Source organism: Xaviernesmea oryzae (genome assembly GCF_900109605.1).
GTDB classification, from domain to species: Bacteria; Pseudomonadota; Alphaproteobacteria; order Rhizobiales; family Rhizobiaceae; genus Xaviernesmea; species Xaviernesmea oryzae.
In genome coordinates, this window is sequence record NZ_FOAM01000016.1 from 81,401 (window position 1) to 99,465 (window position 18,065).

Below are 18,065 nucleotides of genomic sequence, written 5' to 3' on the forward strand. Positions count from 1 at the left end.
GGCCTATTGTTCTTATTGTCTCCCGCTTTTGCGGTTGAAGGCATTCCATACCGCTTTCGATCGAAAAGGAAAGCACAAAAAATCATCGCGCACATTTTCGTCGCGATCGCCTAAAATTGTGGCGATTGCACCGTCCAAAGCGCTAAAAACCATGCAGGATTGTCTATTCTCGACGGCTTTTCCGCAGAATCGACCGCTGGCTATGGTTTTGAAAGCCATACCAGTCCACAGGATCTTCGCATGTGAGCAAGGGCTCACACGCTCAGGCTGCTGGCTCTGCGCGCAGCGATCAGGCGGAAAAGCCGGTCGACAGATCGAACTCGCGGCCCATCCGCTTGAGCGCATCCATCAACGACTGCGCGTAGGATCGCGGCACGAGGATTTCGAAACTGGTGTCGGCCATACGTGCCAGATGAAGACGGATGCCATGGCATAGCGTGTAACCGGCTGCGCCGATGCCGAAGACATCGGGATGAAGATCGATGCCGATGCCCTTTGCCAGGATGCGCCGGCTATTGGGGCCGGATAGCCGCAGGCAGATATCCGCGTCGCTGGCATCGAGCACGAAAGCGAGGTCGCCCAGCCGCTCCGCCAGGTCGAGCGCGAGGGAGCCGTCGGTCCCGGCGTCAACGACCAGCCATTCCTCGACACCGGCAGTCCGAACGCCCTCGATCTGAGCCAGGATGGCCGCCACGGCCGCCCCTTCGCCCGGCGCGGCCAGCACGCGGCCGACCGCCTGCCGCCGGCAGATGTCGAGATGATCGACCGCACGCACGGGCGAGCTTGCCATACCGGCCAGAGGATGATGCCAATCGGCCTCAGCGGTCAAAGGCGCATTCATGCGAGATCCTCCGGATCGATCCTGCTGTTGTCGGGGTCGACGAAGACGGGCGAGACGACCTCGGCGAGGACCTCTTCATTGTGGAGCTTGTCCCAGACGATCACCCGCTCGCCCAGCCGCTCGCGCCCGGACTTCAGAAGGGCGAGCGCAATGGCATGGCCGAGCGTTGGCGAGACGCAGGCCGAGGTGACATGACCCTGGTCGTTGAGCGTCGAGGGCTTCGCACCCTCGCGCAGGAGATGCGCGCCGGCGCGCATGGTGCGGGACCGGTCGACCGGAACGAGACCGACGAGCTGGGCGCGATCGGCGGCCGTCAGCCCATAGCGCTCGGACATGCGCTTGCCGATAAAATCGGCCTTCTGCTGCGACAGCATCCGCCCGAGGCCGACATCATCCGGCGTCGTGCGGCCATCGAGCTCGGAATGGGTCACATGGCCCTTTTCGATGCGCAGCACATTGAGCGCCTCAAGCCCGTAGGCCGTGATGCCATGAGGCTGCCCGGCCGCCATCAACGCCCGCGCCACGGCCGGTCCATGGCCTGCCGGCACAGCCAGCTCGTAAGCCAGCTCACCGGAAAAGGAGATCCGGAACAGCCGGCCCTTCACACCGCTGCGCAGGCGCACCGTCTGCGCAGCGAGCGGCGGGACGGCGGCGCGCCCGATATCGTCCTCGACCACCGCCTGCAGCACCGCGCGCGCCTTCGGCCCGGCGAGCGACATCTGCGCCCATTGCTCCGTCACCGAAACGAAGCGCACATTGAGGAACGGCCAGAGAACCTGCGCCGCATGCTCCATGTGCGACATGACCTTGGCCGCCATGCCGGTCGTCGTGGTGATCAGATAATGCTGGTGACCGAGCCGGCTCACGGTTCCGTCGTCGAAGACCATGCCGTCTTCGCGCAACATCAGACCGTAGCGTGCCTTGCCGACCGGCAGCTTCAACATAGGATTGCAATAGAGTCGGTTCAGGAATTCGGCAGCGTCCGGGCCGAACAATTCGATCTTGCCCAATGTCGAGACATCGCAGAGGCCGACTGCCTGCCGGACGGTCGTCACCTCGCGCTCGACGCTGGCGCGCCAGCCGTTTTCCCCGGGCCTGGCGAAATAGGCGGGTCGATGCCACAGCCCCGCCTCGACAAACACGGCCCCTTCGCTCTTCGCCCAGCCATGCAGCGGCGAATGGCGGTGGGCGACCGCCTCCTCGTCGCGTCCCGCCCCGGCCAAGGCGCCGAAGGAGACCGGCGTGTAGAAGGGGCGGTAGGTGGTGATGCCGACCTTGTCGGGCGAAAGGCCCTTCATCGCCGCCAGAAGGCCGGAAGCATTGACGCCGGAGAGCTTGCCCTGGTCGGTCGCCATGGCATTGGTCGTGTAGCGCTTGGCATGCTCGACATGGCCGAAACCTTCACGCAAGGCGAGCGCCAGATCGCCCGCATGCACATCGTTCTGGAAATCGACGAACGCCTTGGAGCGCGCGCCCGGCATCAGCCAGACCGGCGCCGCCGGCGTGCTGTCGGACGCTTCGTCATCCACCACGGGCAGATCGGGCAGGCTTGCGCGCCGGCCCAGTTCGTCTGCAAGGGCGAGGGCTTTTTCGGCGCCGTCGCGCAGGCAGTCGGACAGGGTCCAGACGCCCGCCGCCGCACCGGCTGCCTGGAAAGCCGGGCCGACATCCGGCGGAAGGAAAGCCTGCAGGGGTTCGGACCAGGATGGCTTGGCGCCACGCTGGCAGGCGAGATGAACGCGAGGATTGAAGCCGCCGGCGATTGCTACGGCGTCGCAGTCGATCCGCTCCTCGTAGCCGGCGCGCTCGATCACCAGGCCTTCGACCCGCAGCCGCCCCAGCGTATCCACCACCTGCGCACCCGCCAGCTGCCGCATGCCCTCGGGCAGGACAAGGCCGGGCGGCGCCACCGCACCGGGCCGCGCGTCAATGAGCGTGCTGACCTGGACGCCGCAGCGGGCAAGCGCGGCAGCGCTGTGCCAGCCGGAATCGGACGCGGTGACGACAGCCACGCGCCGGCCGACGGCCACGCCGAAACGGGCGGCATAGGCGACGGCGGCGCTCGCCATCATCACGCCCGGCCGGTCATTGCCGCCGAAGACCAGTGGCCGCTCCTCGGCCCCCGTCGCCAGCAGCGCCCGCTTGGCGACGATGCGCCAGAGCCGCTCGACCGGCAGCTTGTCCAAGGGAATGGCGACATGCTTCTGCACGCGTTCGACCGCACCGAAGACATTGTCGTCATACCAGCCGAAAACGGTGGTACGCGGCAACAGCGTCACATTCGGCAGCGCCGACAGCTCTTCCAGAAGATCCTGCGCAAAGACGCTGGCCGGACGTCCGTCGAGCATCTGCGTCTCGCAGAGGAAACTGCCGCCCAGACGAAAATCCTCGTCCGCCAGCACGACGCGCAGGCCCGCGCGCCCCGCCGTCAGCGCGGCCATCAGCCCTGTTGGACCAGCGCCGATGACCAGGAGGTCGCAAAAGTGCCAGACCTTCTCATAGGTGTCGGGGTCACGCTTCAGCGTGGTGCGGCCAAGGCCGGCGGCGCGGCGGATCACCGGCTCGTAAAGCTTTTCCCAGAAAGCGGACGGCCACATGAAGGTCTTGTAGTAGAAGCCGGCCGAAAACAGCGGCGACATCAGATTGTTGATCGCGCCGAGATCATGCTTCAGCGAGGGCCAGCGGTTCTGGCTGATTGCCGTCAGCCCCTCATGCAGCTCCACCATGGTGGCACGGGCGTTGGGTTCGCGCCGCGTGCCGCTGCCTGTCGTCACCAGGGCGTTTGGCTCGGCCGATCCTGAAGTGAAGACGCCGCGCGGCCGGTGATATTTGAAGCTGCGGCCCATCAGCAGCTGGTCGTTGGCAAGCATCGCCGAAGCCAGCGTGTCCCCTGCAAAGCCTGAGAGGCCGGCCTTGTCGAAGGTGAAATTCAGCGGCGCGCCCCGGTCGATCAGGCCGCCGGAGGTCAGGCGATAGGCGCTCATGCCGCCCCTCCCCGTGCAAGCTCCGCCGCATCGGCAACGGACAGCACGTCATGCGTGGCCGTGTTGCGCTCCACCACCAGAAAGCGGCGGCAGCCGCCGACATGCTGCCAATGTTCCAGATGCACGCCCTTCGGGTTGGCGCGCAGATAGACATAGGCGTGCCAGGCCTCATCAGAGGCATCGGAAGCCGGCCGCAGGCGCGTGGCGTCACCGGTCACGGAAAATTCCTCCTTCGGCCTTGGGCCGCAATGAGGACAGGAAATCAGACTTGCCATGGATCAGGGTTCCCGGTCGGTGGGACTGGAAGGTCGGGTGAGACGTGGTCGCGCATCTCAATGGAGATTGGGCTGCGGCCCGGCGCCGGCCTCGTCGATCATGTGGCCACGCTCGAAACGGTCGAGCCGGAAGAAGCGGGCGACGGGGTGCGTCTCTCCCTTGGCGATCAGATGGGCGAAGCAGAAGCCGGACGCCGGCGTGGCCTTGAAGCCGCCATAGCACCACCCGGCGTTGAGATAGAGATTGTCGATCGGCGTCGGGCTGATGATCGGCGAACCATCCATCGACATGTCCATCACACCGCCCCAGGACCGCAGGACGCGCACGCGCGAAAGCCCAGGAATCATCGCCACGCCCTCCTCCATCACATGCTCGGCGGTCGCGAGATTGCCGCGCTGGGCATAGGAGCCGAAACCGTCGATCTCGCCCCCGAACACCAAGCCGCCCTTGTCGGACTGGGAAATGTAGAAATGGCCAGCGCCGTAGATGATCACATGGTCGATGCAGGGCTTCAGCCCCTCGGTGACGAAGGCCTGAAGCACGTGGCTTTCGATCGGCAGGGACAGATCGGCCATCTGCGCCACATGCGAGGAATGGCCGGCCGCCGCCAGGCCGAGCTTGCCGCAGCCGATGAAGCCGCACGTGGTCTCGACACCAGTAACGCGGCCCGCCTCGCGGCGAATGCCGGTGACCTCGCAATTCTGGATGAGATCGACACCCAGCCGGTCGGCGCCGCGGGCATAGCCCCAGGCCACCGCATCGTGGCGCGCCGTGCCGCCCCGCCGCTGCAACAGACCTCCGAGAATGGGGAAGCGGGCATGGTCGAAATTCAGGAACGGCATCATCCGGCGCACGCCTTCGCGGTCGATCAGCTCAGCCGCCACGCCTTCCATCCACATGCCGTTGCCGCGCCGGATCAAGGCATCGCGCTCGCCGTCGCTGTGATAGAGGATCATCACGCCGCGCTGGGACAGCATGACATTGTAGTTCAGCTCCCGCTCCAGCCCTTCCCAGAGCTTCATCGAGAATTCGTAGAAGGGCTCGTTTCCCGGCAGCATGTAATTGGAGCGCACGATCGTCGTGTTACGGCCGACATTGCCGGAGCCGAGATAGCCTTTCTCCAGCACCGCCACATTGCGGATGCCGAATTCCCTGGCGAGATAATAGGCCGTGGCCAGCCCATGTCCGCCGCCGCCGACGATCACCACGTCATAATGCGGCCTGGGCTCCGGCTCGCGCCAGACGGGTGCCCAACCGAGATTGCGGCCAAGGGCATTCTTCACAAGCGACAGAGCGGAGTAGCGCATAGAGGCGATGTTTCCATCTTCTTCATCGGCCTGAGCGAAGAGGCGGCTCCGCCGCTCTCCCAGACCTTCATTCCAACCGGCCGGCGCCTCGAAAAGGCTTCGACCCTTCAGCGGACTGGCAAAGCCAGGGTCCGGTCGCCATGGCGACGCAGCACAGCTTGGCAATATGCCGCAGGGCAGACAAGGGCAACTCTGCCACACCCGAACGGAGTTTTGCGTTCACGCCGACTGACGCTTCTGTCGAACCGGCAAAGACGGCGCAGATAAGGCGGAAAGCCGGCTTTTGGCCTTTTTCCTCCCCGCATCGCGCCGCACGGCGACAATCCCGCTCACGGCTTTTCCCGCCGTCGAGAACAGGAGACATCGACCGATGAGCGACCGCAGCAGCAATCTCGACATGCCCTTCATCCTGCCATCCCAAGCGCAAAAACATGTGACGCACAATGCGGCGCTCCAGGTGCTGGACGTCGTGACGCAGCTCGTCGTGGCCGATAGTCTTACAGTCCCGCCGGCCAGCCCTGCCGACGGCGCTGTCTTTGCCGTGCTCGCTTCCGCCACGGAAAGCTTTGCCGGCCGCTCGGGCCGTCTCGCGGTCTATCAGGACGAAGGCTGGTCCTTCCTGACGCCACGCGCGGGCTGGCGTGCCTGGTTTCTCACGGAAAGGAGGCTGAAGGTCTATACCGGCGCCACATGGGAGGATGCCGAGACGCTGGGCGCTGCGCCCATGCTCGGCATCCACACGACAGCCGACAGCACGAACAGATTGGCGGTCGCCGCCGCTGCCAGCCTGTTCTCTCATGATGGGCAAGGCCATCAGATGAAGATCAACAAGGCCGGTCCGGCCGACACCGCGTCGCTCTTGTTCCAGAGCGGCTGGTCGGGCCGCGCGGAAATGGGCTTGTCAGGCAATGACGGATTTTCGCTCAAGGTCAGCGCGGACGGCGCCAATTGGGTGACGGCATTGCAATCGGACGGGGCCGGCCATGTTCGCATGCCCGCCCGTCCCCTGGTGCGCGCCTCGCTGGGCACGGGCGTCAAGGCTATTGCCGACGGTGCACGCACCGGCTTCGCCGCGCCGGCCCTGAATCAAGGCGGCTTTACGCTGGGGACGCCGCTTCCCGCCAATGGCGCGCCGCTCGTCGTTCCTGCCACAGGCATCTATCTGCTGGCGCTTTCCGTGGATGCAGCGCCCTCCAGCAGCTTTTCCGTTTCGGTCGAAGCCAATGCCACGAAGACGCTTGCGACCTATCGCAACACCAGCCCGCCGGCCCAGGTCGATGGCAGCGCGCTTGGTCTTGCGGCCCTGTCGGCTGGCGACGAATTGACGCTGCACCATGGCGGCAACGCCAGCGTCGATTTCTCGATCGACCGGACGGACCTCATCGTGATCATGCTATAGGCGCATCGAGGCCGCCAGCCATTCGCCGTGCAGCAAAGGGCCTGCTTCCGAGGCTTCAGCGGCGGTTGGCGGAGACGGCGGCGAGCAGCGTCGCCATCATATCCTCGTTGAATGGCTTGGTGATGCGCGGCAGGCTGCGGAGCGCCGGCGGAAAGACGGCGCTTTCACCATAACCGGTGACGAAGCCGAAGGGGGTGCCTCGCGCCGAAAGCTCGTCGGCAAAGGCAAAGCTCGTCTCGCTGCCGAGATTGACGTCCAGGAGCGCGAAATCAAAAGCATGCTCGCCGGCCAGTTGGCGGGCCTGCTGCGCATTGGTGGCGATTTCCACATGCTCAACACCCAGAGAGCGCAGAATGTCCTCGGCTTCCATGGCAATAATAAAATTGTCCTCGAGCACGAGAATGCGCTTGATTGGAGCCACGTCTGAAGGCGTCACGAATGTGTCTTCCTGTATCCAATGCATGCGGTGCCCCTCGTCAGAGCGGCAATATGGGGGCGTCTTACGACAGGTTCGAGTGGGCACGCATTTAAATATGACACATCCCCGTGAAGGAACAGTCAAGCCCTGCCCGCGTTGCCGCCACAGACAGCCAAGGGACAGGATCAGACAGCATGACTGCAGCGGCACCTCTAACAACGGACGATCCGATGGCGCACAGCAAGGCGTTGGCCGGGCGGCAGTGCCCTCGTGTGAGGCCCGCTCAGGCCCCATCAGACAGGCCGGAAGAGCGCGCCAGTTGGGCATGCCCGACCGCCCCAGAATTTCCGGCTTGGGGATCCGCCGGCTGATCCTGACAACCGGTGGGCGGGCCCGTGTCAGACGAATCGCCGCTTGGACTCCGTCAGACCGTCCCAGCCCGCGACCCTCAAAAGCCCGCTTTCGTCCATGATCTCGCAGCCACGTTCACCCCAGCGCAGAAGCCCGCGCTCCGCCAGCTTCTTCAGCGTCTTGTTGGTATGGACGATCGACAGGCCCAGCGTATCGGCCACGTGCTGCTGGGTCAGCGGAACGACGATCGGCTGATCGCGAAACAGGCCCGAGGCCCGGCCGCGCTGAGCCAGAAAGGCCAGCAGATAGGCCGCCCGCTCCATGGCGGTCCGCCGGCCGATGCTGAGCAGATGCTCGTCGAGGATCCGCTCCTCTTGCGCTGCGATCCAGGTAATGTCGAAGGCGAGGTCCGGCTGCTCGCGATAAACCTGGCCCAGCCGCTCGCGCTCGAAGACACAAAGGGTCATCGAGGAGAGCGCTTCCACCGAATGCTGCATTTCCGCCATCAGCGTGGCCTGCAGGCCGATCAGATCGCCCGGCATGGCAAAATTCAGGATCTGCCGTCGACCGTCGTCGAGCATCTTGTAGCGGAAGGCCCAGCCCGAAAGCACCGTGAAGAGGTGCGCGCTCTGGGCGCCTTCCGACAATACGGTGGTGCCGGCGTTGAGCGTCAGCTCCCCGGTCTTGAAGGATGAAACGAAGTCGAGCTCCTCGGGTGTGAAGTCGCGGAACGTCGGCATCTGGCGCAGCGGGCATTGCTCGCACGGGGTTTGCCGGCTGGAGGAAATTTTCGGAAACGGCATGGAAGACCTTGAAGCCGCCTGATGGCGTGGAAGTGACACAAACGAACATCGACCCGACACGAAAGACACGCTCGCCTCCCGACCGCAGGACCTTGCACCGGGGCAAAAGACGTCACGCGGCGGGAACCAGACGCGCAGCGATTCGCCACGTGGTGGTTAAGTTGTTCCTATCCTATCGATATTCGGAAAGACGGCATTAAAATTTCACAAGCGGTTCCCTCCTTCTTGGCTCTGCCCTATCGTTCTGCAAGGCGCGCATGCCATGGGCGATGCGACCGCATGGGATCGAGGAGGACAGCATGATCAAGACCATTCTTGCGGAAGGCCGCGTGGCAGTAATTACCGGCGCGGCCTCAGGCATCGGCCTTGCAGCCGCCTGCCGCTTTGCCGAGGCCGGCATGAAGGTGGTTCTGGCGGATCTGGAAGATCCCCGGCTCGAACATGCGGCCGAAAAAGTGGCAAGCCGCGCACCATCAGGTACGAGCGCCGTTCTGGCGGTGCCGACCGATGTCTCCGACGTCACCTCTCTCCAGGCTTTGCGCGAGGATGTGGAGGCGCGTTTCGGCGCCGTCCATCTGCTGATGAACAATGCCGGCATCGGGCCAGGCAGTTCGATTTTCGGGCCGATCCAGGCATGGGAGCGGGTCCTGGCCACCAATCTTGGTGGGGTCATCAATGGCACGCGTGTTTTCGGCGAGGCGATGATCGCCCATGGCGATCCGGCCGTCATCATCAACACCGGCTCCAAGCAGGGCATCACCACGCCGCCGGGCGATCCGGCTTATAATGTCGCTAAGGCCGGCGTGAAAGTCTTCACCGAGGCGCTTCAACACGAGCTTCGCAACCGCGAAGGTTGCGCCGTCAGCGCCCATTTGCTCATTCCCGGCTTCGTCTTCACCGGCATGACGGCGGGCAGCCGGACGGACAAGCCCGACGCCGCCTGGACGCCCGAGCAGACGGTCGACTTCATGATCGAGAGCCTTGATCGCGGCGATTTCTACATCCTCTGCCCCGACAACGACGTGCCGCGCGCGCTGGACGAAAAGCGCATTCTCTGGGCGGCGGCCGATATCGTCGAGAACCGCCCGCCCCTGTCGCGCTGGCATCCCGACTATGGCGCAGCCTTTGCCGATTATCTCAAGCGCGACCGGCCGGTGCTCGGCTGATGAGCGCCAAGAGCATGACCGGCGGACTGCATCACGTCACGCTGATCACCCGCCGGATCCAGGACAATGTCGATTTCTATGTCTGCTTCCTCGGCCTCCGACTGGTCAAGCGCACGGCCGGCTTCGAGGATGCCGAGCAGCTGCACCTCTTTTATGGCGACCGCACGGGACGGCCCGGCTCGCTGGTGACCTTCCTGGCCTGGGAGGATGGCGGCCAAGGCCGTGTCGGGCGCGGCGCACCGAGCGAAATTGCTTTGGCGATTGCCCCCGATGCTATCGGGAGCTGGATGACGCGCGCATTGAGCTTCCAGATCGCGGTAACCGGACCATCGAGCGAATTCGGCGAGCCGGTGCTCAGGTTGAAGGACCCGGATGGTGTTATCGTCAAGCTGGTGGGCACCGATGCGCTGCGCGAACGCAACGCCGTCTGGGCGCCCGTGCCCGAAGAGCCTACGCCCGGCCTCCCGCCACCCGTCGAGCCGGCCATGGCCATTCAGGGCCTGCGGGCCGTCACGCTGCTGACCGAGCGCGCGAAGGAAACGACGGACTTCCTGGCGCGCCATTTCGGTCTCGCGCCGGCTGGCGAAGACGGGACGATCCATAGGCTTGTCTCGTCTTGCGGCGATGCGCTGGATATTCGCGATGCCAGCGGCTTCTGGGAGGCGGCGCCAGGAACCGGCACGATCGACCATGTGGCGCTGCGCGCACAGGATGTTGCGGCCATCCGCGCTACGCGGCTGGATCTGGCGGCCGAAGAGGCGGGTCCGACGCCGGTCCATGACCGGCGCTATTTCACGTCGCTCTATGTGCGCGAACCGGGCGGCACGCTGATCGAATTCGCCACTGATGCGCCCGGCATGACCGTGGACGAGCCCGAAGAGAGACTCGGCAGCCGCCTCTTCGTGCCCGGCCACGAGGCCGATACGCCACCGATGGAAATGACAGTGGTGCTGCCGCAGTTTTCGCTGCCCGGCGCGCCGCGACGGGTGCCCCGCGCCCTGCCCTTCGTCCACCGGCTGAACGCGCCCGAAGAAGAGGACGGGACGACGCTGTTCCTGCTGCACGGCAGCGGCGCCAACGAGCTGAGCCTGCTGCCGCTTGGCCGCGGCATCGCGCCGCGCGCGCTGCTGGTGGCGCTGCGCGGCCGGGCGCTGGAGGAAGGCAGCCCGCGCTTCTATCGCCGGCTGACGCGCTATGCCTTCGACCAGGCCGACGTCCGCGCGGAGGCAGAAGCGTTCGCGGCCTTTATGACGGACAGCGTGCCCGCCTACGGCATCGATCTCGACCGCGCCGCCTTCCTTGGCTATTCGAACGGCGCCAACATGATCGCCGCGACGATGCTGCTGCATCCGGGGCTCATCCGCCGCGCCATTTTGCTGCGGGCGATGAGCGCGCTCGACGTGCCGCCCATGCCCGATCTTCAAGGCACATCGGTGCTGGTGATTTCGGGTGAGGACGATGCCTATGGCGCTCATGCGCCCGCGCTCGAGGAAACGCTTCGCGCGACCGGCGCCGATGTCACCGCTGAGACGATCAAGGCCGGCCATATGCTGACCGACGATGATGGCAGGCGCGCGCGTGCCTGGCTTCGCGAGCACGGTTTTTCCGTTGGCGCGGCTTGAGATGCGCTATTTGCGGAAATCGATATGGACGGAGGCGACCGGGAACAGCGCCTTGAACACGGTCGCGCTGTTGGAGAGCGACCGGCCATCGGGCGCCATCTCCAGCCGGTCGTAGAAGCGATAGATCGACTGTTTCGGGCCGGGATCGAGATCGACATCATAGCTGAAACGCGCGACATTGCCGGTGACCCGCACCGTTGCATAGCCAATCACGTCTTCACGGGTGCCGCGATAGGTATCCGGGCCAGTTCGGCGAAAGTGCCAGGTCTTCGTTTCGCGCGCGCCGTCGTCATAGGCGATGCGTTCGGTCAGCTTCAGTCCCTGTGCATGCACGCGCCCGTCGACCGTGATGGTCAGCTTTCGCTTGAGACCGTTGATGGCGCTGAACGTGCCGGTGGCCGTTGTCCGTCCGGCGAAGAAGCGCTCCATCATCGTGCGGTCATAAGCCTGCGCCGGTACGGCCAGCGCGGCGAGAAGACCTGCGGCAAGGGCAAAACGCCCGGCCAAGGTGCGAAACTGAGACATGGCGGCATCTCCCGATCGACTGGCTTGATTTTTCAAAGGCTGAAGACCTGTACGCCGCTGCAGTCGCATCGGTTCATCCAACGTTTTGGCCGCAAGGGCGCAAGTTTTTCCTGAATTCGTCGTGAACGGCCATAGGAATTTCGCCCGGCTGCGATAACGTCCCTGACCTTGACGGGGGCGCGCGGTTTCGCGCGGAGCCCCGCCATCATCGTCCTCCCACCGCCGGGTCGCCAATCGGGCGCTCCGGGGTTCCGCCGCCAAACCCGCCGGTTGCTCCATGCTGAAATTCAATCCGCTCGTCACCGATCTGCCCGCTCCGCCCATCCCCGAAATCGGCGCCTGGGCACGCGCATACGAAGGGACGCAAGGTCCGCTCATCGATCTCAGCCAGGCTGCACCCGGCTTTGCGCCGCATCCCGATCTCCTGGCGGCGCTGGGTGAGGCCGCTGCCTCGAAGAAGGCGGCGGGCTATGGGCCGATCGCCGGAGAGCCCCGGCTGCGCAGCCTCTATGCCGCCGAGATCTGCGCGCTTTACGGCGCGGATATCGGCGCGCAGAATGTCCAGATTACGGCCGGCTGCAACCAGGCCTTCGTTGCCTGCGCGATCGCCCTGCTGGCACCGGGCGAGACGATGCTGATGACCAATCCCTACTATTTCAACCATCAGACGACACTGTCCATGCTCGGCATGCAGGTCGATCTCGTGCCTTGCGATGCCGCCTCCGGCTTTCTGCCGGATCTCGACGCGCTGGAGCAGGCGATGCGTCCCGGTGTGCGGGCGCTGGCGCTGGTGTCGCCCAACAATCCGACCGGTGCGATCTACCCGCCCGACAGGCTGGCCGCGATTTTCGATCTCTGCCGGCGCAAGCGCATCTGGCTGATCCTGGACGAGACCTATCGCGATTTTCTGCCCGAAGGCGCCGGCGCGCCGCACGGGCTCTTCGCCGAGCATGGCTGGCAGAACCATCTGGTCGGCCTCTACAGCTTTTCCAAGTCCTGCTGCATTCCTGGCCACCGCCTGGGCGCAATCACGGCCGGCGTGAACCTGCTGGCGCAGGTCGAAAAGGTGATGGACAATCTGCAGATCTGCGCGCCGCGTGCCGCACAGATCGGTCTCGCCCGGATGCTGCCCGCGCTGAAGCCGTGGCAGGCCGAAAACCGGCGTGAGATCATGCAGCGCGGCCAAGCCATGGCGGCGGCGCTCGCCGGGCTGGAAGACTGGGAAATCGTGTCGCTCGGCGCCTATTTCGCCTATGTGCGCCATCCCTATCCCGATATTGCCGCCTCCTTCGTCGCCGAGAAGCTGGCCCAGATCGGCGGCGTCTTGACCGTGCCAGGCGATGTCTTCGGCGCAGCGCAGGAGGCCTATCTCCGCTTCGCCTTCGCCAATGTGGATGCGCAGACGATCGCAACGCTCGAAGGCAGGCTCAGCGGATTCGCGCTGCCGGGTATTTGACCGGGAACGGCATGCCTCGATGTCGCTCGGCGGAACTCCGTTCGAAAAAAACCGCGCCATGGACGGCTCCAGGGCGCGGCGAGGACAGAGGGGATCGAAAGATTGATCGTCAGCCGATCAGGCCGCAGACCATGGCCGCCACGAAGGCGAATGACCCGAGAAGCGCAGCCGTACGCGTGACATCCCCAAGGGTCGGGCCCTCCCCTGAGGATGATGCGATCACAGATCGATGAAGCGGAAGCAATTGCCTGACGCTGTTCATGAGAACCTCCTGAGCACCCATGCTGCCCGTAGGGAAGCAGGTCTTGATCACGCCCTTAGGATTTCCGAAAATCCATCGATTAAATAGAAAACAGAATCCAAAGTTCCGTCTGCGCGGGAAAAAATCACCCGCGCCGAGCGAAAGCACATGTGAACATGGAAACGATGCCAGAAGCGCCAGAGCCGCCAAGGCTGATGGAGCCCGCGACCCTATCGACTTACGGTGTCCGGCCAGCCCCCAGGGATCTCGCTGCCGGCTTCGTTCGCGAGAAGATGTAAGGTGTTGCGCACCTGAAAATCGAGCATCGCCACCTGTCAGATGGGACACCGCGCCTATATGCTCGGCCACGCGCGCGCGACCAATGTGGAAAGACATGCGCCATCGGCAGGATGGACGGTCCCTTCGTTTCGCGAATCGGATTGCTGAAAGGGCTCTATGACATCGTCTTCGCTTCTGTTTCCCAGGGCCAGGGGAAGCCTTCCCGAGCGGCTGGCCATGAGCGAATGTCGCGCGCTCTTCGACCGGCACGACTGGGCTGCCACAGCCCTCGGCCCGATCGAAGCTTGGCCGGAAGCCCTGCGGGTGGCTGCGCGGATCGTACTGTCGGCTTCGGGCGCGATGGCGCTATTGGCCGGGCCCAAGGGTGTGACGATCTATAACGATGCCTATGCGGTGATCGCCGGCAAGCGCCATCCACAAGCCTTCGGCGGCGAGATCTGCGCCACTTGGCCGGAAGCCGCCGAATTCAACCGCATGGTGCTGGCGCGCAGTTTCGCCCATGAAACGCTGCATTTTGCCGAGGAAGCCATGACGGTGATGCGCAATGGCGCACCCGAGCAGGTCTGGTTCGATCTCGATTATACGCCCGTCATCGACGAGGACGGGTCGGTTCTCGCCGCGCTGGCTGTGGTTTCGGAAACCACCCGCAGCGTGCTCAACGCCCGCGCGCTCTCCGCCAGCCGGGAGCAGCTGGCGCTGGCGCTCAGCGCTTCGGCAATCGTCGGCATCTGGGATTGGCGGCTGGACCAGAACCGCGTCTTCACCGATGCGCAGTTTGCCGAGCTTTACGGCGTGCCGCCGGTGGATGCGCTGCAGGGAGCGCCGATCGATGCCTTCCTCCAGGGCATCGAGCCGCAAGACAAGCCCCGGCTCGTCGCCGCCATCGAGCGCGCGGTCGAGACCGGGGAGCATTTTTCTGCCGAGTATCGGATCCACTTGCCCGATGACACGGTGCGCTGGGTCCTGGCGGAAGGACGGCCAATCATGGATGCGAATGGCGTTTGCCAACGCTTTCCCGGCATCGCCGTCGACATCACAGCGCAGAAGCGCGCGGTGGAAGAAGCCGCCCGATCGGAAGCGGGTTTTCGCATTCTCGCCGACACCATGCCGCAGATCGTCTGGTCGACCCGGCCGGACGGCTATCACGACTATTTCAATGCTCGCTGGTACGAGTTCACCGGCACAGCTCCGGGCTTTACCGAGGGCGATGGCTGGAACGGCGTGTTCCACGAGGACGACCAGGCGCGCGCCTGGGCCCTCTGGCGCCATTGCCTTGACACGGGCGAGCCCTATCAGATCGAATACCGGCTGCGCCACCATTCCGGGGTCTATCGCTGGGTGCTCGGGCGCGCTTTGCCAATGCAGGATGAGAATGGGCGGATCCTGCGCTGGTACGGCACCTGCACCGATATTCACGAGGCCAAGCTCGCCGAGGCCGAGCGGGAGGTGGTGACGCATGAGCTCAGCCACCGCATCAAGAATATTTTCTCGGTCCTCAGCAGCATCATCAGCCTGTCGGCGCGGGCAACGCCCGAATCCCGGCCTTTTGCCGACCAGCTGCGCCGCCGGATCGACGCCATGGGCCGGGCCCATGATTTCGTACGGCCGAACAGCGCCGCCTCTGCCGCTCAGGACATCACGATTTTCGGGCTGATCCGCCTGCTTCTGGAGCCCTATGGAGAGGCGGATAGGCCGCTGCCGGTGCGCTTCGAGGGCGAAGATGCGCCGATCGGCGACGCCGCCGCCACACCGCTGGCCCTGCTTATTCATGAACTGGGCACCAATTCCGCCAAATATGGCGCGCTTTCGGAAGATGGCGGCGACCTGCTCGTGCATGGCACGCGCATCGACGGGCGCTATCGTCTGATCTGGGCGGAAAAGCTGCCGCGCAGTGGGCTGGAGGCGCCGCAACATCAAGGCTTCGGCTCGCGCCTGATGTCGATCAGCGTCGAGGGCCAGTTGTCCGGCACGCTGACGCGCGAATGGAGTTCCGACGGTGTCACTGTTTCGGCCGAATTTCCGCTGACCGCATTGGCACGCAACAGCCAGCTGGCCAAGCGCTGACACGTCTCGCGTGTCGGCGTACCAAAGGTCCGTGCTTGAGGCGCGGCCTGGTGCGCAAGGTTTTGCGATTTCAGTTGAAAATCTTCAGACCCCTTGGCGGGCGTGCCGACTGTGCTTGGCGTCGCGCCACCGTATATTCCACCGCCTGCTTCAGCTGATCCTCGCCTACCGGCTTCGGTAGCACCCCGATCGTGCCAGGCACGCCATTGCCAAGGAGGCCGGGATTGGCGGTCATGAACAAAACGGTCAGCCCATGCTGCTCGGCAAGCATGCGGCCAATTTCAGGTCCGGTCGGGCCATCCAGCAGGTTCAGGTCGACAAAGGCAACATCGGCGAAGGGAGCGAGCCTCAGGGCCGTGGTCTTATCGGCAGCGATGCCAACTGCATGATGCCCGAGTTCTTCGACCACATATTCAATTTCCGTGGCCACGAAGACTTCATCTTCTACCACCAAGATCCGACAGCCCATGATTTTACACTCTTGATACGCTGGATGTGACCATGCCCATGGTGCCATCCATCAACCCCACGAGTTTCGCAAACGCAGCATGCTCCAAATGGTTCCGCGCTTTCCTTCGCCATCGGCTTTGGCCAGCGCAGCGATCAGGAAGCGCTAGGATGCCGGTCTCTCCCATGGCAGAAGAGCGCCAGGGCGTGGATCGGGATAAGACCTGCGCCAACAACGGCCTGTCGGGCTGGATTACAGCCCGATCAAATGCGGCCTGCCTTAAACGCAATGCAGATGACAAATCGGACGAGACGATGAAAAGCTTCAAGCGGCGCTTACGAAAATGGCGCAACCGGCTGGCTCGGCGCCTTTTCGACACGCGCTATGGGCGGGAGCTTCTGGTCCAATCCATCAGCCCGCGCGTCCTGACCATGACGGCCGACTGCGGCGATCACCGGATGACCTTTTCGCCGCACGACTATATCGGCCGGAAGATCTATCGAAAGGGCCATTTCGAGCGCGAGCATGTCGACCGGCTGCTGGCCATTCTCGGTCAGCGCGGGCTTCTGGAGGAGGGTCGCGCGCTGCTCGAACTTGGCGGCAATATCGGCACCCAGACGATCTATTTCGCCCTGTCGAACTGCTTTTCCCGCATTCTCACCGTGGAGCCGGACCCGCGAAACCTGATCCTGCTGCGCGAAAACATCCGCCAGAACGGGCTTGAGACCCGCGTGACCGTGGCGCCTTGCGCGGCCGGGGCCGAAGGGGGAACGTTGGACTTCTTCCAGCATGAGACGAACTCCGGCAAGAGCAGCGCCCTTCCGGCCGGCGGCGGCACGCGGCGCATCGCCGTGCCGGTCAAACCCGTCTCCGACATTTTGGCCCAAGCCGGGCTGACGCCCGACGACATCGGCCTCGTCTGGATGGACATCGAAGGCTACGAGCCTGCCGCCATCGCCTCGATGGACGTGCTGATGGCGCGGCGCACGCTGATCTATATGGAGTTCTCGCCGGTCTTTTATGGCGAGGCCGGCGCGCGCGCATTGAGGGATACGCTCGCGCATCATTATGCGCGCGCGCTGGTGTTCTACGAGGATGGACGCGAGGTCGAGATGCCGCTGGCCGAGCTTCCGGTGAGTGAGCCGCAATTCGACGTGCTGCTGCTGCCCTGATCGCCTAGAATCCCGCTCTCATTCTCTGATTTAAATCATAACAACCTAGTCGCTCGATGCGCGTGTCAGCGGCGGCGATAGAGATGGTAGCGGCCGGGCCGGATGCCGTCCGGCAGCGGCAGGGGCGCAAGGGCCTCATGGGCGAGCGGCAGGCCGCTGGCAGCAATTCCGCCTGGCGCAAGCGCATCGGCCACGGCCTGCGGCAGCCAGGTGATCGTGTCGGCATCCACTTCCGGATAGGCGGTGCCGATATCGGCATGGACAAAGGCTGCGCCCGCTCCGGCCGCCTGGCCGATCGTATCCCTGATTTCGCCCAGAACGAGATCGCCCGGCGCCGGCGTCGAGGCGGGATGCGCGCCCAGTGCCCGGTCGAAGGCGAGAATGCGGCAGCCCGGAAAATTCTCGCGCAGATGATCATAGGTGCGGCCATTGCCGAGCCCGATCTCCAGGATCAGGCCATTGGCATGCGGCAGACCGAGATCGCGCACATGGTTGAGAATGTCGCGCTGCGCCTGGACGCGGTGGATGAAACTGTCGAGACGGCTCATGCGGGTCTTCCTTCGCGGTTCAAGCCTTGAGGCAGGTCGGACAAGGCCGGGCGGCGGCGCTGGCCATGCGGTCCCACGTTAGAAGAACGGGGCGCACGGCATGGCAGCAAATCCAAGGCCAGGCGCATGCTTCGAGACGCCGGC

At 64.5% G+C, this 18,065-nt stretch carries 15 protein-coding genes; 6 read left to right on the forward strand and 9 right to left on the reverse strand.

Annotated elements, in window-relative coordinates:
- Nucleotides 1–289 precede the first annotated feature (289 nt).
- Genes BMX61_RS18605 through BMX61_RS18620 form a run of 4 tightly spaced genes read right to left on the reverse strand, consistent with a single transcriptional unit; the run spans nucleotide 290 to nucleotide 5,408 of the window.
- The gene (locus BMX61_RS18605) at nucleotides 290–841 is read right to left on the reverse strand and encodes a sarcosine oxidase subunit gamma (protein WP_075625663.1); all 552 of its coding nucleotides are present in this window, start codon (nucleotides 839–841) and stop codon (nucleotides 290–292) included.
- The gene (locus BMX61_RS18610; RefSeq protein WP_075625664.1) at nucleotides 838–3,825 is read right to left on the reverse strand and encodes a sarcosine oxidase subunit alpha family protein; all 2,988 of its coding nucleotides are present in this window, start codon (nucleotides 3,823–3,825) and stop codon (nucleotides 838–840) included. Before BMX61_RS18610 ends, BMX61_RS18605 begins: the two co-directional genes overlap by 4 nt.
- Nucleotides 3,822–4,100, reverse strand: a complete 279-nt coding sequence (locus tag BMX61_RS18615; RefSeq protein WP_075625665.1) for a sarcosine oxidase subunit delta — start codon at nucleotides 4,098–4,100, stop codon at nucleotides 3,822–3,824. The genes BMX61_RS18610 and BMX61_RS18615 overlap by 4 nt, the downstream gene beginning before the upstream one ends.
- 57 nt (nucleotides 4,101–4,157) lie before the next feature.
- Entirely contained in the window at nucleotides 4,158–5,408 is a 1,251-nt protein-coding gene (locus tag BMX61_RS18620) for a sarcosine oxidase subunit beta family protein (RefSeq protein ID WP_075625666.1), read from the reverse strand.
- Nucleotides 5,409–5,778: 370 nt separating this feature from the next.
- On the opposite strand from BMX61_RS18620, the gene BMX61_RS18625 reads away from it, so the two are divergent.
- Nucleotides 5,779–6,807 (forward strand): DUF2793 domain-containing protein, encoded by a 1,029-nt coding sequence (locus BMX61_RS18625; RefSeq protein ID WP_075625667.1) that lies wholly within the window; start codon nucleotides 5,779–5,781, stop codon nucleotides 6,805–6,807.
- 55 nt (nucleotides 6,808–6,862) lie between these two features.
- On the opposite strand, the gene BMX61_RS18630 is transcribed toward BMX61_RS18625, so the two are convergent.
- The gene (locus BMX61_RS18630) at nucleotides 6,863–7,243 is read right to left on the reverse strand and encodes a response regulator (protein WP_170854975.1); all 381 of its coding nucleotides are present in this window, start codon (nucleotides 7,241–7,243) and stop codon (nucleotides 6,863–6,865) included.
- Nucleotides 7,244–7,623: 380 nt separating this feature from the next.
- Complete coding sequence (locus tag BMX61_RS18635; RefSeq protein ID WP_075625669.1) at nucleotides 7,624–8,379, reverse strand: Crp/Fnr family transcriptional regulator; 756 nt, start codon at nucleotides 8,377–8,379, stop codon at nucleotides 7,624–7,626.
- 299 nt (nucleotides 8,380–8,678) lie between these two features.
- Here BMX61_RS18635 and BMX61_RS18640 point away from each other — a divergent pair, with 299 nt between their 5' ends.
- Both BMX61_RS18640 and BMX61_RS18645 read left to right on the forward strand, forming a co-directional pair.
- Entirely contained in the window at nucleotides 8,679–9,545 is an 867-nt protein-coding gene (locus BMX61_RS18640) for an SDR family NAD(P)-dependent oxidoreductase (protein WP_075625704.1), read from the forward strand.
- A 14-nt stretch (nucleotides 9,546–9,559) separates the two neighbouring features.
- Nucleotides 9,560–11,167: a VOC family protein gene (locus tag BMX61_RS18645; protein ID WP_075625705.1), complete on the forward strand. Its 1,608-nt coding sequence runs from the start codon at nucleotides 9,560–9,562 to the stop codon at nucleotides 11,165–11,167.
- Nucleotides 11,168–11,173: 6 nt separating this feature from the next.
- Here BMX61_RS18645 and BMX61_RS18650 read toward each other — a convergent pair whose 3' ends face one another.
- Entirely contained in the window at nucleotides 11,174–11,692 is a 519-nt protein-coding gene (locus tag BMX61_RS18650; protein ID WP_075625670.1) for a DUF3833 family protein, read from the reverse strand.
- Nucleotides 11,693–11,969: 277 nt separating this feature from the next.
- Here BMX61_RS18650 and BMX61_RS18655 point away from each other — a divergent pair, with 277 nt between their 5' ends.
- Nucleotides 11,970–13,148 carry an aminotransferase gene (locus BMX61_RS18655; protein ID WP_075625671.1) on the forward strand — a complete coding sequence of 393 codons (1,179 nt, stop codon included), beginning with the start codon at nucleotides 11,970–11,972 and terminating at the stop codon, nucleotides 13,146–13,148.
- 757 nt (nucleotides 13,149–13,905) lie between these two features.
- Nucleotides 13,906–15,753 (forward strand): sensor histidine kinase, encoded by a 1,848-nt coding sequence (locus tag BMX61_RS18660; protein ID WP_075625672.1) that lies wholly within the window; start codon nucleotides 13,906–13,908, stop codon nucleotides 15,751–15,753.
- Nucleotides 15,754–15,823: 70 nt separating this feature from the next.
- Here the strand turns inward: BMX61_RS18660 and BMX61_RS18665 are convergent, their stop codons facing one another.
- Entirely contained in the window at nucleotides 15,824–16,270 is a 447-nt protein-coding gene (locus tag BMX61_RS18665; RefSeq protein WP_234794738.1) for a response regulator, read from the reverse strand.
- Nucleotides 16,271–16,515: 245 nt separating this feature from the next.
- On the opposite strand from BMX61_RS18665, the gene BMX61_RS18670 reads away from it, so the two are divergent.
- On the forward strand, nucleotides 16,516–17,373 hold the full coding sequence (locus BMX61_RS18670; RefSeq protein ID WP_075625706.1) for an FkbM family methyltransferase: 858 nt from the start codon (nucleotides 16,516–16,518) through the stop codon (nucleotides 17,371–17,373).
- A gap of 65 nt (nucleotides 17,374–17,438) precedes the next feature.
- On the opposite strand, the gene BMX61_RS18675 is transcribed toward BMX61_RS18670, so the two are convergent.
- The gene (locus tag BMX61_RS18675; protein WP_075625674.1) at nucleotides 17,439–17,921 is read right to left on the reverse strand and encodes a class I SAM-dependent methyltransferase; all 483 of its coding nucleotides are present in this window, start codon (nucleotides 17,919–17,921) and stop codon (nucleotides 17,439–17,441) included.
- Nucleotides 17,922–18,065: the final 144 nt, after the last annotated feature.